The organism is Variovorax sp. SG517, assembly GCF_013376045.1.
GTDB lineage: Bacteria > Pseudomonadota > Gammaproteobacteria > Burkholderiales > Burkholderiaceae_C > Variovorax.
Genome location: NZ_JABMJG010000002.1, coordinates 789293 through 801406, shown reverse-complemented (window position 1 = coordinate 801406; position 12114 = coordinate 789293). Strand labels below are relative to the sequence as shown.

General features: G+C 66.4%; 12 protein-coding genes and 3 tRNA genes. 10 read left to right on the top strand and 5 right to left on the bottom strand.

Annotated elements, in window-relative coordinates; genetic code table 11:
• Positions 1–7 precede the first annotated feature (7 nt).
• Together ispD and ispF are read left to right on the top strand one after the other, a co-directional pair.
• The gene (gene ispD / locus FHT32_RS09235) at positions 8–730 is read left to right on the top strand and encodes a 2-C-methyl-D-erythritol 4-phosphate cytidylyltransferase (protein WP_176664305.1); all 723 of its coding nucleotides are present in this window, start codon (positions 8–10) and stop codon (positions 728–730) included.
• Positions 727–1218, top strand: coding sequence for a 2-C-methyl-D-erythritol 2,4-cyclodiphosphate synthase (ispF, locus tag FHT32_RS09230; RefSeq protein WP_176664304.1), 492 nt, complete (start codon positions 727–729; stop codon positions 1216–1218). The genes ispD and ispF overlap by 4 nt, the downstream gene beginning before the upstream one ends.
• A 16-nt stretch (positions 1219–1234) precedes the next feature.
• Here the strand turns inward: ispF and FHT32_RS09225 are convergent, their stop codons facing one another.
• The gene (locus tag FHT32_RS09225) at positions 1235–2659 is read right to left on the bottom strand and encodes a sensor histidine kinase (RefSeq protein WP_176664303.1); all 1425 of its coding nucleotides are present in this window, start codon (positions 2657–2659) and stop codon (positions 1235–1237) included.
• A gap of 74 nt (positions 2660–2733) precedes the next feature.
• A complete protein-coding gene (gene ompR / locus FHT32_RS09220) occupies positions 2734–3465 on the bottom strand; it encodes a two-component system response regulator OmpR (protein ID WP_007837017.1) in 732 nt (243 codons plus the stop codon).
• 172 nt (positions 3466–3637) lie between these two features.
• Between ompR and FHT32_RS09215 the strand changes: the two genes are divergently transcribed.
• Together FHT32_RS09215 and FHT32_RS09210 are read left to right on the top strand one after the other, a co-directional pair.
• Entirely contained in the window at positions 3638–3997 is a 360-nt protein-coding gene (locus FHT32_RS09215) for a hypothetical protein (protein ID WP_176664302.1), read from the top strand.
• Between the two features lie 82 nt (positions 3998–4079).
• A complete protein-coding gene (locus FHT32_RS09210; protein WP_176664301.1) occupies positions 4080–4790 on the top strand; it encodes an SIMPL domain-containing protein in 711 nt (236 codons plus the stop codon).
• 36 nt (positions 4791–4826) lie between these two features.
• On the opposite strand, the gene FHT32_RS09205 is transcribed toward FHT32_RS09210, so the two are convergent.
• The gene (locus FHT32_RS09205) at positions 4827–5597 is read right to left on the bottom strand and encodes a 3-hydroxybutyrate dehydrogenase (protein ID WP_176664300.1); all 771 of its coding nucleotides are present in this window, start codon (positions 5595–5597) and stop codon (positions 4827–4829) included.
• A 26-nt stretch (positions 5598–5623) separates the two neighbouring features.
• On the opposite strand from FHT32_RS09205, the gene FHT32_RS09200 reads away from it, so the two are divergent.
• The 6 genes from FHT32_RS09200 (at position 5624) to rimO (ending at position 11654) form a co-directional block, all read left to right on the top strand.
• Positions 5624–6628, top strand: coding sequence for an alpha/beta fold hydrolase (locus FHT32_RS09200; RefSeq protein WP_176664299.1), 1005 nt, complete (start codon positions 5624–5626; stop codon positions 6626–6628).
• Between the two features lie 62 nt (positions 6629–6690).
• A complete protein-coding gene (locus FHT32_RS09195) occupies positions 6691–8880 on the top strand; it encodes a bifunctional (p)ppGpp synthetase/guanosine-3',5'-bis(diphosphate) 3'-pyrophosphohydrolase (RefSeq protein WP_218088168.1) in 2190 nt (729 codons plus the stop codon).
• Between the two features lie 48 nt (positions 8881–8928).
• Positions 8929–9005, top strand: a tRNA-Val gene (locus tag FHT32_RS09190).
• Positions 9006–9177: 172 nt separating this feature from the next.
• Complete coding sequence (locus FHT32_RS09185; protein WP_176664297.1) at positions 9178–9546, top strand: hypothetical protein; 369 nt, start codon at positions 9178–9180, stop codon at positions 9544–9546.
• A 74-nt stretch (positions 9547–9620) separates the two neighbouring features.
• Positions 9621–10181 carry a polyhydroxyalkanoate synthesis repressor PhaR gene (phaR, locus tag FHT32_RS09180; RefSeq protein WP_093202373.1) on the top strand — a complete coding sequence of 187 codons (561 nt, stop codon included), beginning with the start codon at positions 9621–9623 and terminating at the stop codon, positions 10179–10181.
• Positions 10182–10247: 66 nt separating this feature from the next.
• Positions 10248–11654 (top strand): 30S ribosomal protein S12 methylthiotransferase RimO, encoded by a 1407-nt coding sequence (rimO, locus tag FHT32_RS09175; RefSeq protein WP_176664296.1) that lies wholly within the window; start codon positions 10248–10250, stop codon positions 11652–11654.
• 81 nt (positions 11655–11735) lie between these two features.
• Here the strand turns inward: rimO and FHT32_RS09170 are convergent.
• Together FHT32_RS09170 and FHT32_RS09165 are read right to left on the bottom strand one after the other, a co-directional pair.
• Positions 11736–11820 (bottom strand) — tRNA-Leu (locus tag FHT32_RS09170).
• Positions 11821–12029: 209 nt separating this feature from the next.
• Positions 12030–12114 (bottom strand) — tRNA-Leu (locus FHT32_RS09165).

Below are 12114 nucleotides of genomic sequence, written 5' to 3'. Positions count from 1 at the left end.
GGGCCCCATGTCCTCTTCCCGACTCTTCGTGCTGATCCCGTGCGCCGGCTCCGGCCATCGCGCGGGGCATGCGCAGTCCACGCAACCCAAGCAGTACCGGCGCCTGGCCGGCCTGCCGATGGTGGCCCACACGCTGGAGGCTTTCCGCGCGATGTCGGGGCGCTTCGCCGGGCTGGCGCTGGTGGTGTCGCCGGACGACCGCGACGTGGATGCGGTGCTGCCGCGATTTCCCTCGGAAAACGAGTACCTGCTGCGCGTGGGCGGCGTTACCCGCGCGGCCACGGTGCGCAACGGCCTGGTGGCGCTGCGGCAGAAGGGCGCCGGCGCGCACGACTGGGTGCTGGTGCACGACGCGGCCCGCTGCCTCGTCACCTCCAGCCAGATCGAGGCGCTGATCGCCGCCTGCGAGCACGACGCCGTCGGCGGCCTGCTGGCTCAGCGGCTGGCAGACACGCTGAAGTCGTCCACCGCCGAAAGCCGGGTGGCCCAGACCCTGCCGCGTGCCGACAAGTGGCTGGCGCAGACCCCCCAGATGTTCCGCATCGGCATGCTGCTCGACGCGCTGGAGCGCACCGGCGACGCCGTCACGGACGAGGCCAGCGCCATCGAGGCGATCGGCCTGTCGCCGCTCTTGGTACCGGGCAACGCGCAGAACTTCAAGGTGACCTTTCCCGAAGACTTCGCGCTGGCCGAGGCCGTGCTGCTGGGCCGCAGGAAGGGGCTGGCATGACCGCCGCGCCATTCAGCATCCGCATCGGCGAGGGCTGGGACGTCCACCAGCTGGTGGCGGGGCGCAAGCTCATCCTCGGCGGCGTCGAGGTGCCGCACACCACCGGCCTGCTGGGACATTCGGATGCCGACGTGCTGCTGCACGCCATCACCGACGCGCTGCTGGGCGGTGCGGGGCTCGGCGACATCGGCCGGCATTTTCCGGACACCGATCCGCAGTTCCGAGGCGCCGATTCGGCCGTGCTGCTGGCCGAGGCGGCGCGCCGGGTGCGTGCGGCGGGCTGGGAGATCGGCAACGTCGACAGCACGGTGGTCGCGCAGGCGCCCAAGCTCGCGCCGCACATTCCGCTGATGTGCCAGCGCATTGCCGACACGCTGGGCGTGGCGCTGGAGCAGGTGAACGTGAAGGCCAAGACGGCCGAGAAGCTGGGCCCGGTGGGCGAGGGCCGCGCGATGGAGGCCCGCGCGGCCGTTCTTCTCCACAAATAAGAAGCGCTGCCGGCCTTCAGGCCGGCTTCTTGGCGCCGCCGCCCTGCGGTTCGCCGGGCTTCATGCCGGGCGGCATCGCGCGCGGCATCCTGATGTGCGCCGCCAGGCCGCGGCCCGGCGTGCTGGTGAGCGCGAAGGTGCCGCCCATGCGCTCGATGTTCTTCGCCACGATCGACAGGCCCAGCCCCGCGCCGGCCGCGGATGTGCGCGCCGCATCGCCGCGGAAGAAGGGCTTGGTCAGCTGCGCGAGCAGGGCCGGCTCGACGCCCGCGCCATGGTCGCGCACCTTGATGAGCACCGCGTCGTTGTTGGCCTGCGCCTGGATCGTCACGTCGGCCACGCCGGTGGAGGGCGTCTTGCCGTAGCGCCGCGCGTTCTCGACCAGGTTGGAGATCACGCGCGTGAGCTCGACCTCGTCGCCCATCACGCGCAGGTCGGGCGGCACCTCGACCTTGATGTTCATCTCCTCGTAGTCCTGTACAGCGTAGGTGCAGGCGTCCACCACGTCGCGCAGCAGCACCGGCTTGGGGTCGACGTGGTCGGGCCGCGCGTAGTCGAGGAACTTGTCGATGATCGCGTCGAGCTGGGCGATGTCGGCGGCCATGTGGTCGCGCGCGTCCTCGTCGGCCACGCTCATCTCGGTTTCCAGCCGCAGCCGGGCGAGCGGCGTGCGCAGGTCGTGCGAGATGCCGGCCAGCATGATGGCGCGGTCCTGCTCGATCTTGGCGAGCTGGTCGGCCATGCGGTTGAAGCCGATGTTGACCGCGCGGATCTCGTTGGTGCGGGCGCGCTCGTCGAGCCGGTGCGCCTCGTACTCGCCCTCGCGCACCTGCATGGTCGCGCGCGACAGCTGCTTGAGCGGCAGGTTGATGAGCCGCGTGATCAGCGCCGCGCCGGCCAGCGACAAAGCCATGGCGGTGCTCAGCCACACCAGCCAGGTGCGCCCGCCCACGCGGCTGAAGCGGGTGGGGTCGAGCAGCAGCCAGTAGGTGTCGCTCTCGATGGTGAAGCCGATCCACAGGCCCGCCTCGTCGTTCACGCGGCTGGCCACCGTCGTGCCTTCGCCGAGCTGTTCGATGAGCTCCTCGGTCACGCGCAGGTCGAGCGCGCCGCTGGTATAGGGCTGGAAGCGGTCGTTGGGCTCGCGCGGGAGGATGCGCACGCCCTCCTGGTCAGCCAGGGTCTTGATCAGCGACACCCGGGTGATGGCGTCGGAGTACACCAGCGCCGCGCGCGTGAGGTTCACGAGCGAGGCGATCTGGTGCGCCGTCTGAATGGCGCGCGGCTCGTATTCGAGCGAACGGAAAGTCTGCAGCCAGGCGACCGTGCAGCCGATCAGCAGCAGCGCCAGCAGGAAGAAAGTGCGCCAGAAAAGGCTGAAGCCCAGCTTGAGGCCGGGGCGGCGGTCACGTTGCGCGCTCGCTTCGAGCGGGCTCGGCATCGTGACCTGCGCGCCGTCCTCCTGGGCAGCGCCGGGTCTGGGGGGTTGGCCGACGGCCACCTTTCAACGTGGCGTCAGGCCGTGCCGTCCGGCACGAACACGTAGCCCACGCCCCAGACGGTCTGGATGTAGCGGGGCGCAGCCGCGTCGGACTCGACGAGCTTGCGCAGGCGCGAGATCTGCACGTCCAGGCTGCGGTCGAAGGGCTCGAACTCGCGGCCGCGCGCCAGTTGCGCGAGTTTTTCGCGCGACAGCGGCTGGCGCGGATGGCGCACCAGCGCCTTCAGCATGGCGAACTCGCCGGTGGTCAGCGAGAGTTCTTCGCCGTCCTTCTTCAGGGTGCGCGAGCCGAGGTCGAAGGCGAACGGGCCGAAAGTGACGGTCTCGTTCTCGGTGGAGGGGGCCCCGGGCGCCTCGAGCGGCGGGCGGCGGCGCAGAACGGCGTGGACGCGGGCCAGCAGTTCGCGCGGGTTGAAAGGCTTACCGAGGTAGTCGTCGGCGCCGACTTCGAGGCCGACGATGCGGTCCACGTCCTCACCCTTGGCGGTGAGCATGATGATCGGCGTGCGGTCGTTGGCGGCACGCAGGCGGCGGCAAACGGAAAGGCCGTCCTCGCCGGGCATCATCAGGTCGAGCACGATCAGGTCGACCGTGTCGCGCAACAGGATGCGGTTGAGCGCCTTGCCGTCCTCGGCCACGATCACTTCGAAGCCTTCCTGCGTCAGGTAGCGGCGCAGCAGGTCGCGGATGCGGGCGTCGTCGTCGACGATCACGATCTTGTCGGTGCGAGCGGGAACTTGAGTCATTTCTACAACGTCGAATTTGTAACAGGGCCGATTCTGAAGGCGTTGAGGGTTCGTTGAGCCGGATTTACTTAGTGTTTGACACTAAGTTACAAAACTTGCGGACGTTCGCGGTCTGGTCATCCGACGTTAGCGAGGTGATGGCAAAGTCGCGCTTCCTGCCGACTTCCACTCAATGAGACGTCCTACATTCGCCCTGCCGTTCCTCCTCGTATTCGCCTGCGGTCCGTCGCTGGCGGTGTCTGGCGATCTGTTCAGGGTGGGCGAGGTCCGGCGCAATGAAGTCCGGGACGCCGTTGCCGCCCACAGGGCCGCGCAGCGCGAAGAAGTCCGCCGCGGAGAGGCCATTGCCGGGCGGCGCCTCACGCCTGCCGAGCTGTTCGAACTGCGCCAGCAGGTCCGTGGCCAATGGACCCCGCCCGCCGCGGGTGCTTTGCTCAATTCGGCAGAATCGCAGCCGGCCGAGCGGATCGTGCCGGTGCCACCGGCCGCGGCCCGCCAACTGCCGATCGCGCCGCGCAGCCAGCGCCGCTGAGACAGTGCGCGATGCGCCGGCCTGCCGGCCCGCCTTCGGAGTGGGCCTGCCTGTCTTTCACATCAAACGGGAGAACCTCGCCATGAAGAAGAAAATCAAACTGCTCGCGGCCTGCGCCGCTCTGGCCGCTGCCGGCACCGCCCTAGCCCAGAACGCCGCCACGCCGGCTCCCCAGAACGTGCTGCAGCTCACCGCATCGGGTGCGGTCGAAGTCCAGCAGGACATGCTGAGCATGACGCTCGTGACCACCCGCGACGCGACCGACGCAGCCACCGTGCAGACGCAGCTGAAGGCCGCTCTCGACGCCGCGCTGGCCGAAGCGAAGAAGAACGCCCAGGCGGGCCAGCTCGACGTGCGCACCGGCAACTTCAGCCTGTCGCCGCGCTACACCAAGGACGGCAAGATCAACGGCTGGCAGGGCTCGACCGAACTGGTTCTCGAAGGCCGCGACTTCCCGCGCATCACGCAGACGGCTGGCCGCATCACCACGCTGAGCGTGGGCAACGTGGGCTTCGGCCTGAGCCGCGAACAGCGCGCCAAGACCGAGACCGAGGCGCAGACCATCGCCATCCAGAACTTCAAGCAGAAGGCCGACGAACTCGCCAAGGGCTTCGGCTTCGGCGGCTACACGCTGCGCGAGGTTTCGGTGAACGCGAGCGACAACGGCCCGATCCGGCCGCGCATGATGGCGGTGCAGGCCAAGTCGTTTTCGTCGGCGGATTCGGCGGTGCCGGTCGAAGCCGGCAAGACCGCCGTGATGGTGACCGTGTCGGGCTCGGTTCAGCTCAAATAAGAGAAACAAGAGAAACCCGTACCGGCGGGCTACCCACTACTGGGCAGTCCAGCCGCCGTCCATGGCCCACGCCTGGCCGCGGACCTGGTCGGCGGCCGGCGAGCACAGGAAGACGGCGAGTCCGCCCAACTGCTCGACGGTGGTGAACTGCAGCGAAGGCTGCTTTTCGCCCAGCAGGTCGTTCTGGGCCTGGGCGACGGTGATGCCTTCGCGCGCTGCGCGGTCGTCGATCTGCTTTTGCACCAGCGCGGTCAGCACCCAGCCCGGGCAGATGGCATTGACGGTGACGCCGGTGGTCGCGGTTTCGAGCGCCACAGCCTTGGTCAGGCCGACGACGCCGTGCTTGGCCGCCACGTAGGCCGACTTCTGCGCCGAAGCCACGAGGCCGTGCGCCGACGCGATGTTGATGACCCTGCCCCAGTTCGCCTCGCGCATCGCGGGGATCGCAAGGCGCGTGGTGTGGAAGGCGCTGGTGAGGTTGATCGCGATGATGGCGTCCCAGCGTTCGGTGGGGAAATCCTCCACCTTGGCCACGTGCTGGATACCGGCGTTGTTCACGAGGATGTCGACGCGGCCGAACTTCGACGCGGCGAAGTTCATCATGTCCTCGATCTGTTCCGGCTTGCTCATGTCGGCGCCGTGGTATTCGGCGCGAACGCCGAGTGCTTCCACCTCCGCCTTGGGGGCCGCGGCATCGCCGAAGCCGTTGAGCACGATGTTTGCGCCCTGCTGGGCGAGCGACTTGGCGATGGCCAGGCCAATGCCACTGGTGGACCCCGTGACAAGCGCGGTTTTGCCTTTGAGCATGAAGATCAATCTCCGGATGAATTAGGATGCGACGAGACAATTATCAGCACCAGAACAAGATTGTTTCCATGACCGAGCCGACGCTTCATCACGTGGCGTGCGATGACGCCCAGGGCGGCCACCGCATGGCCTATTGGCAATGGGGCGACGCGCGCAGCGCACACGTCGTGGTCTGCGTGCACGGTCTCACCCGGCAGGGCCGCGATTTCGATCTACTGGCCCAGGCCATCGTGGAACGCGCCGGCGGCGACGTGCGCGTGGTCTGCCCCGACGTGGTCGGGCGTGGACGCAGCGACTGGCTGCGCGATCCTTCCCTCTATCAGGTGCCGGTGTACGCGGCCGACATGGTTGCGCTGATTGCGCAGCTGCACCGCGAGCAGCCCATCGATACGCTCGACTACCTCGGCACCAGCATGGGTGGGCTGATCGGCTTCGTGCTCGCCGGGCACAAGGAGCTGCCGCTGGCGCGCCCCATCCGTCGCTTCGTGGCCAACGACGTCGGCCCGACGATCGAACCGGTCGCGCTGCAGCGCATCGGCACTTATGTCGGCAGGAACGGCAGCTTCGAGAGCGTGCAGGCTGCGGCCGATGCCATGTGGGCGCTGTCGACCACCTTCGGTCCCCACACGCCGGCCCAGTGGCTGGCGCTGTCGCGGTACATGGTGGTGCCCGCCTCGCAGCGCACGGCCGACGGCTCGGCGAAGGTCGAGGCGAGCGGCGACGAAGACGGCCGCTGGCTGCTTCACTACGACCCGGCCATCGGCGTTGCGCTGCGTGCCATCACGCCCGAGGCCGCGGCGCAGGGCGGCGCGATCATGTGGAGCCTGTACGACGCCATCACGGCACGCACGCTGCTTACGCGCGGCGCCGAGTCGGACCTGCTGTCGCGCGAAACGGCCCTGGCCATGACGCAGCGCGGGCCGCATGCAACGCTGGTCGAGTTCGAGGGCGTGGGCCATGCACCCACCTTCGTCGACCCCGCACAGATCGCCGCCGTCACCAACTTTCTTTTCGACCGATCGAGCGATTGAGTGAGCGAAGCGTGAAGCGCGATTCTTCGAGTCTCCAGACGGCATCCGCGTCCGACGCGGTGATGGTCGACTATCCGCTGTCCGCGGCAACGGCCGAGCGCACGCCGGTGATGGAGAACATGCTGGCGCGCGCGCGCGCCTTCGCAGAACCCCTGATCGCCGACGAGAAGCTCGACACCGGCGAGAACACGCTCGCGCATGCCGACGCGGTGGCCGCCATCGTCGCGAAGATGGGCGGCTCCGAGGCCATGCAGGCCGCGAGCTACCTGGTCTATTCGTGTCAGCACCTGAATCGCCCGCAGGAGGTGATCGCCAAGGTGTTCGGCGACAACTTCGCGGCGCTCGCGGTCGAGACGACCAAGCTGGTTCGCGTGCAGGAGCAGGCGCGCTCGGCCTCGCAGGGCCACCACGGAGAAGGCGCCGGCGCGCAGACCGAGAACGTGCGCAAGATGCTGCTCGCGTTCTCGCGCGACCTGCGCGTGGTGATGCTGAGGCTGGCTTCGCGCCTGCAGACGCTGAGGCATGCGGCAGCGAGCAAGCAGCCGGCGCCCGAGGGCGTGGCGCGCGAATCGCTGCAAGTGTTCGCGCCGCTGGCCAACCGGCTGGGCATCTGGCAGGTGAAGTGGGAGATCGAGGATCTCTCGTTCCGCTTCCTCGAGCCCGAGACCTACAAGCTGATCGCGCGCCTGCTCGACGAGAAGCGCATCGAGCGCGAAGGGCACGTCGAGCAGCTGCGCTCGAAGCTCGAGCGCGAGCTGCAGGCCGAGGGCGTCAAGGCCGTGGTACAGGGGCGGCCCAAGAACATCTACAGCATCGTGAAGAAGATGCGCGGCAAGTCGCTCGACTTCGCGCAGGTGTTCGACATCCTCGCGCTGCGCGTGGTGGTGCCGGATGTGAAGGACTGCTATGCCGCGCTGGCGTGGGTGCACTCGCACTTCCAGCCCATCGACGAAGAGTTCGACGACTACATCGCTCGGCCCAAGCCCAATGGCTACCAGTCGCTGCATACGGTGGTGCGCGAGCTGGTGGATGGCAAGGCGGGCAAGCCGATCGAGATCCAGATCCGCACTGAAGAAATGCACGACCACGCCGAGCACGGCGTGGCCGCCCACTGGGCCTACAAGGAAGCGGGCCACAAGGGCTACGCGGGCGTGTGGGCCAGTGGCGAGTACGACGCGAAGATCGCCGTGCTGCGGCAACTGCTGGCATGGGAGCGCGATCTCTCGGGCGGCCTGCAGGGGCAGGGCCTCTTCGACGACCGCATCTATGTGCTGACGCCCGATGCGGCCATCGTCGAGCTTCCGCAGGGGGCGACGCCTGTGGACTTCGCCTACACGGTGCACACCACGCTGGGCCATCGCTGCCGCGGGGCGCGTGTCGACGGCGCGATGGTGCCGCTGAACACGCCGCTGTCGAATGGGCAGACGGTGGAGATCATCGCGGCCAAGGAAGGCGGCCCCTCGCGCGACTGGCTCAATGCGGAGCTCGGCTATCTGGCCAGCCACCGTGCGCGCGCGAAGGTGCGTGCATGGTTCAACGCGCAGATCACGCACGAGACCGTGGCGCGCGGGCGCGAGGCGGTCGAGAAGCTGCTGCAGCGAGAAGGCAAGACGGCGGTGCGGCTCGAGGACCTGGCTTCGCAGCTGGGCTTCAAGTCGGCGGACCATCTGTTCGAAGTGGTGGGCAAGGACGAGTTTTCCCTGCGCAACATCGAGACGCTGCTGCGTCCGCCTGAGCCTGCACAGGGAGCCGACGACGGCGTGCTCATCAAGAAGTCGCGTGGCAGCGAGAAGTCGGGCAAGGGCGGCGTGCTGGTTGTGGGCGTTTCTTCGTTGATGACGCAGCTCGCCAAGTGCTGCAAGCCCGCGCCGCCCGATGCCATTCGCGGCTTCGTCACACGGGGCCACGGCGTGAGCGTGCACCGCAGCGACTGCAGCAACTTCCGCACGATGGCCGCGAAGGATGGCGAGCGCGTCATCGACGTGGAGTGGGGTGCCGCGAAGAAGGGCGCCGATGCGCCTGTGTATGCGGTGGACGTGGCGGTCGAGGCAGCCGACCGCCAGGGGCTGCTGCGCGACATCTCCGATGTGTTCGCGCGCGAGAAGATGAATGTGATCGGCGTGCAGACCCAGTCGATCAAGGGCACTGCGTGGATGACGTTCACCGTCGAAATCGCCGATGCCGCGCGTCTCACGCAGGTCCTCGGACTGGTCACTGCAGTTATTGGTGTGCGATCTGCACGTCGTCGCTGAAAAACGCGATTTCTCCTGCTACAATAACTGCTTCTCGGACACATCCTTAGGCGCGTAGCTCAGCTGGTTAGAGCACCACCTTGACATGGTGGGGGTCGTTGGTTCGAGTCCAATCGCGCCTACCAATTTCTGTTTCAACCCCGGCCAACCACCGGTTCAGTCGAACAGAGCATGCACCGGGTTCCCCGGTGCACATATCGCCCCCCTCGTAGTGATGCAGACAAAGACCCTTGGCATGTTCTTGTGCTACCTTGGTCGCTCTGCAACTACATCCCATTTTTCTTGATAAGCGATCCGATGAATACGCGATCGACGTTCGTTGATCGGGCTCATGCCGACAGGCGCCTGGCCGCACTGCTCAAGCAGGCGCCCATCGAGTTTGCGCGTGCTGTCTACGGCATCAATGACTACGAAAGCGGTCGTGCCGACACCATGGCAGCGCGCGAAGTTGCGCGCGCCCAACGCCAGGGCATGCCGCTGACCGAGGAGCGCGCCGAACAGCGCGCCCGCGCCTATCTGCCGACTGTCGGACAGGAGCATTGCCCGCGATGCTGGGTTGTCTATGGGCAGAAGAATCCGCTGCGGTTTCGCGGAGCCGACGAAGAGCGGCCGGAAGTTGCGGGCTGCCATGCATGTGGTGCGGAGTACGCGACATCGGCAGATTGAGGGAAGTGCCGCAGCCGGTCAGGGTAAACCTTGTCGCGGCGCAGCAAAGCCGCTCCCTAGAATCATCCGATGACATGGGCGTCCATGTGAAGGAGTCCGCAGTGCAGAGCAAGAAGTCCGGGGCGAAACCGGTGCAGCGAGTGATCAAGAAGTACCCGAACAGAAGGCTCTACGACACCGAGACATCCACGTACATCACGCTGACCGAGGTGAAGCAGCTGGTCATCCAGAACGCCCAGTTCGTGGTGCGCGATGCCAAGACGGGCGACGACCTCACGCGCAGCATCCTGCTGCAGATCATCCTCGAGGAAGAGGCCGGCGGCGCGCCGATGTTCACCGAGCAGGTGCTGGCCAACATCATCCGCTTCTATGGCCAGGCGATGCAGGGCTACATGGGTCCGTATCTCGAGAAGAACATCCAGGCCATGACCGAGGTGCAGGCGCAGCTTGCGGAAAAAGCCGAAGGCCTGACGCCCGAGATGTGGGCGCGCTTCATGACCATGCAGTCGCCGATGCTGCAGGGGTTGATGGGCAGCTATGTCGAGCAATCGAAGAATGTGTTCCTGCAGATGCAGGAGCAGATGCAGAAGAACACCGAGCAGGTGCTGGGGGCCTTTGGCATCAAGCGTTCCTGACCTGCGGCAGGTGCCCGCAAGCGGTGGTTGCCCCACCGTCACCGATAGCTGGGACAATAGAGGCATATGAGCGAAGTTGCCTCCCCCGAACGTACGGCCACGTCGACCGCCCCCAAGGTCGGCTTCGTGAGCCTGGGCTGCCCCAAGGCCCTGACCGATTCCGAATTGATCCTGACCCAGCTGAGCGCCGAGGGCTATCAAACTGCAAAGACTTTCGAAGGCGCTGACCTGGTGATCGTCAATACCTGCGGCTTCATCGACGATGCCGTGAAGGAAAGCCTCGACACCATCGGCGAAGCGCTTGCCGAGAACGGCCGAGTGATCGTCACCGGCTGCCTTGGTGCCAAGACCGGCGACCAGGGTGGCAATCTGGTGCGCCAGATGCACCCGAGTGTGCTTGCCGTGACCGGTCCGCACGCAACGCAGGAGGTGATGGATGCGGTGCATGCCAACCTGCCGAAGCCGCACGATCCGTTCATCGACCTGGTGCCGAACACCTTTGGTGTTGCCGGCCTTAAGCTGACGCCGCGGCACTACGCGTACCTGAAGATCAGCGAGGGCTGCAACCATCGCTGCACCTTCTGCATCATTCCCTCGATGCGCGGCGACCTCGTGTCGCGGCCCGTGGGCGACGTGCTGAGCGAGGCCAAGGCCTTGTTCGAAGGCGGCGTGAAAGAGCTGCTGGTGATCAGCCAGGACACTTCGGCCTATGGGGTCGACGTGAAATACCGCACCGGGTTCTGGGACGGCAAGCCGGTCAAGACCCGCATGCTCGAACTGGTGCGCACGCTCGGCGAAATCGCCGAGCCGTATGGTGCGTGGGTTCGCCTGCACTACGTGTACCCGTACCCGAGCGTCGACGAGATCATCCCGCTGATGGCGAGCGGCCAGGTGCTGCCGTACCTCGATGTGCCCTTGCAGCACAGCCATCCCGATGTGCTGAAGCGCATGAAGCGCCCGGCGAGCGGCGAGAAGAACCTGGAGCGGCTGGCGCGTTGGCGCGAAGTGTGTCCGGAACTCGTGATCCGCAGCACCTTCATTGCCGGCTTCCCTGGCGAGACTGAGCGGGAGTTCGAACATCTGCTCGACTTCATCCGCGAGGCCGAGATCGATCGCGCCGGTTGCTTCGCCTACAGCCCCGTCGAGGGCGCTACGGCAAACGACATCCCGGGCATGCTGCCCGAGGCCGAGCGCGAGGCGCGCCGTGCGCGTTTCATGGAGGTGGCCGAGGCCGTGTCGATTGCCAAGCTGCAAAGGCGCATCGGCTCGACGATGCAGGTGCTGGTCGACTCGGCGCCTGCCATGGGTCGCAAGGGCGGAGTGGGGCGCACGTATGCCGATGCACCGGAAATCGACGGCACGGTCCGGCTGCTGCCGCCCGAGAAGATCAGCAAGACGCTGAAGGTGGGTGAGTTCACCCGCGCGCGCATCGTGGGTGCCGAGGGCCACGACCTGATCGCGCTGCCCGTTTGATGCAGATCCGGATGAGCAAGAAAAAAGCCACCGGAGACCGGTGGCTTCTTTCGGATGACCTGGCGGGGGTCAATTCGGATCTGGTGCCCAGAAGAGGACTCGAACCTCCACGATGTTACTCGCTAGTACCTGAAACTAGTGCGTCTACCAATTCCGCCATCTGGGCTGACTCTGCTTTTCAGCAAAGACTGCGAGTATACACAATTTGTCGCGGCTGCCCGGAAAAAACGGCGCGCGCGCAAAAAATTTGGCACTGGTCCGGCTCTTGCCTGTCCGGTTGCGCCGGCCGTTCGATGCGGATTCGATCGGCAATGAAAAAAGCCACCGGAGACCGGTGGCTTGAATCGATTGACCCGGTAAAGGTCTGTTTAAACTTGGTGCCCAGAAGAGGACTCGAACCTCCACGATGTTACTCGCTAGTACCTGAAACTAGTGCGTCTACCAATTCCGCCATCTGGGC

Excerpts from the sequence above, each read along its gene's own strand:
- ispD (WP_176664305.1), top strand. The coding sequence starts at position 8 with ATGTCCTCTTCCCGACTCTTCGTGCTGATCCCGTGCGCCGGCTCCGGC.
- ispF (WP_176664304.1), top strand. The coding sequence starts at position 727 with ATGACCGCCGCGCCATTCAGCATCCGCATCGGCGAGGGCTGGGACGTC.
- FHT32_RS09225 (WP_176664303.1), bottom strand. The coding sequence starts at position 2,659 with ATGCCGAGCCCGCTCGAAGCGAGCGCGCAACGTGACCGCCGCCCCGGC.
- ompR (WP_007837017.1), bottom strand. The coding sequence starts at position 3,465 with ATGACTCAAGTTCCCGCTCGCACCGACAAGATCGTGATCGTCGACGAC.
- FHT32_RS09215 (WP_176664302.1), top strand. The coding sequence starts at position 3,638 with ATGAGACGTCCTACATTCGCCCTGCCGTTCCTCCTCGTATTCGCCTGC.
- FHT32_RS09210 (WP_176664301.1), top strand. The coding sequence starts at position 4,080 with ATGAAGAAGAAAATCAAACTGCTCGCGGCCTGCGCCGCTCTGGCCGCT.
- FHT32_RS09205 (WP_176664300.1), bottom strand. The coding sequence starts at position 5,597 with ATGCTCAAAGGCAAAACCGCGCTTGTCACGGGGTCCACCAGTGGCATT.
- FHT32_RS09200 (WP_176664299.1), top strand. The coding sequence starts at position 5,624 with ATGCGACGAGACAATTATCAGCACCAGAACAAGATTGTTTCCATGACC.
- FHT32_RS09195 (WP_218088168.1), top strand. The coding sequence starts at position 6,691 with ATGGTCGACTATCCGCTGTCCGCGGCAACGGCCGAGCGCACGCCGGTG.
- FHT32_RS09185 (WP_176664297.1), top strand. The coding sequence starts at position 9,178 with ATGAATACGCGATCGACGTTCGTTGATCGGGCTCATGCCGACAGGCGC.
- phaR (WP_093202373.1), top strand. The coding sequence starts at position 9,621 with ATGGGCGTCCATGTGAAGGAGTCCGCAGTGCAGAGCAAGAAGTCCGGG.
- rimO (WP_176664296.1), top strand. The coding sequence starts at position 10,248 with ATGAGCGAAGTTGCCTCCCCCGAACGTACGGCCACGTCGACCGCCCCC.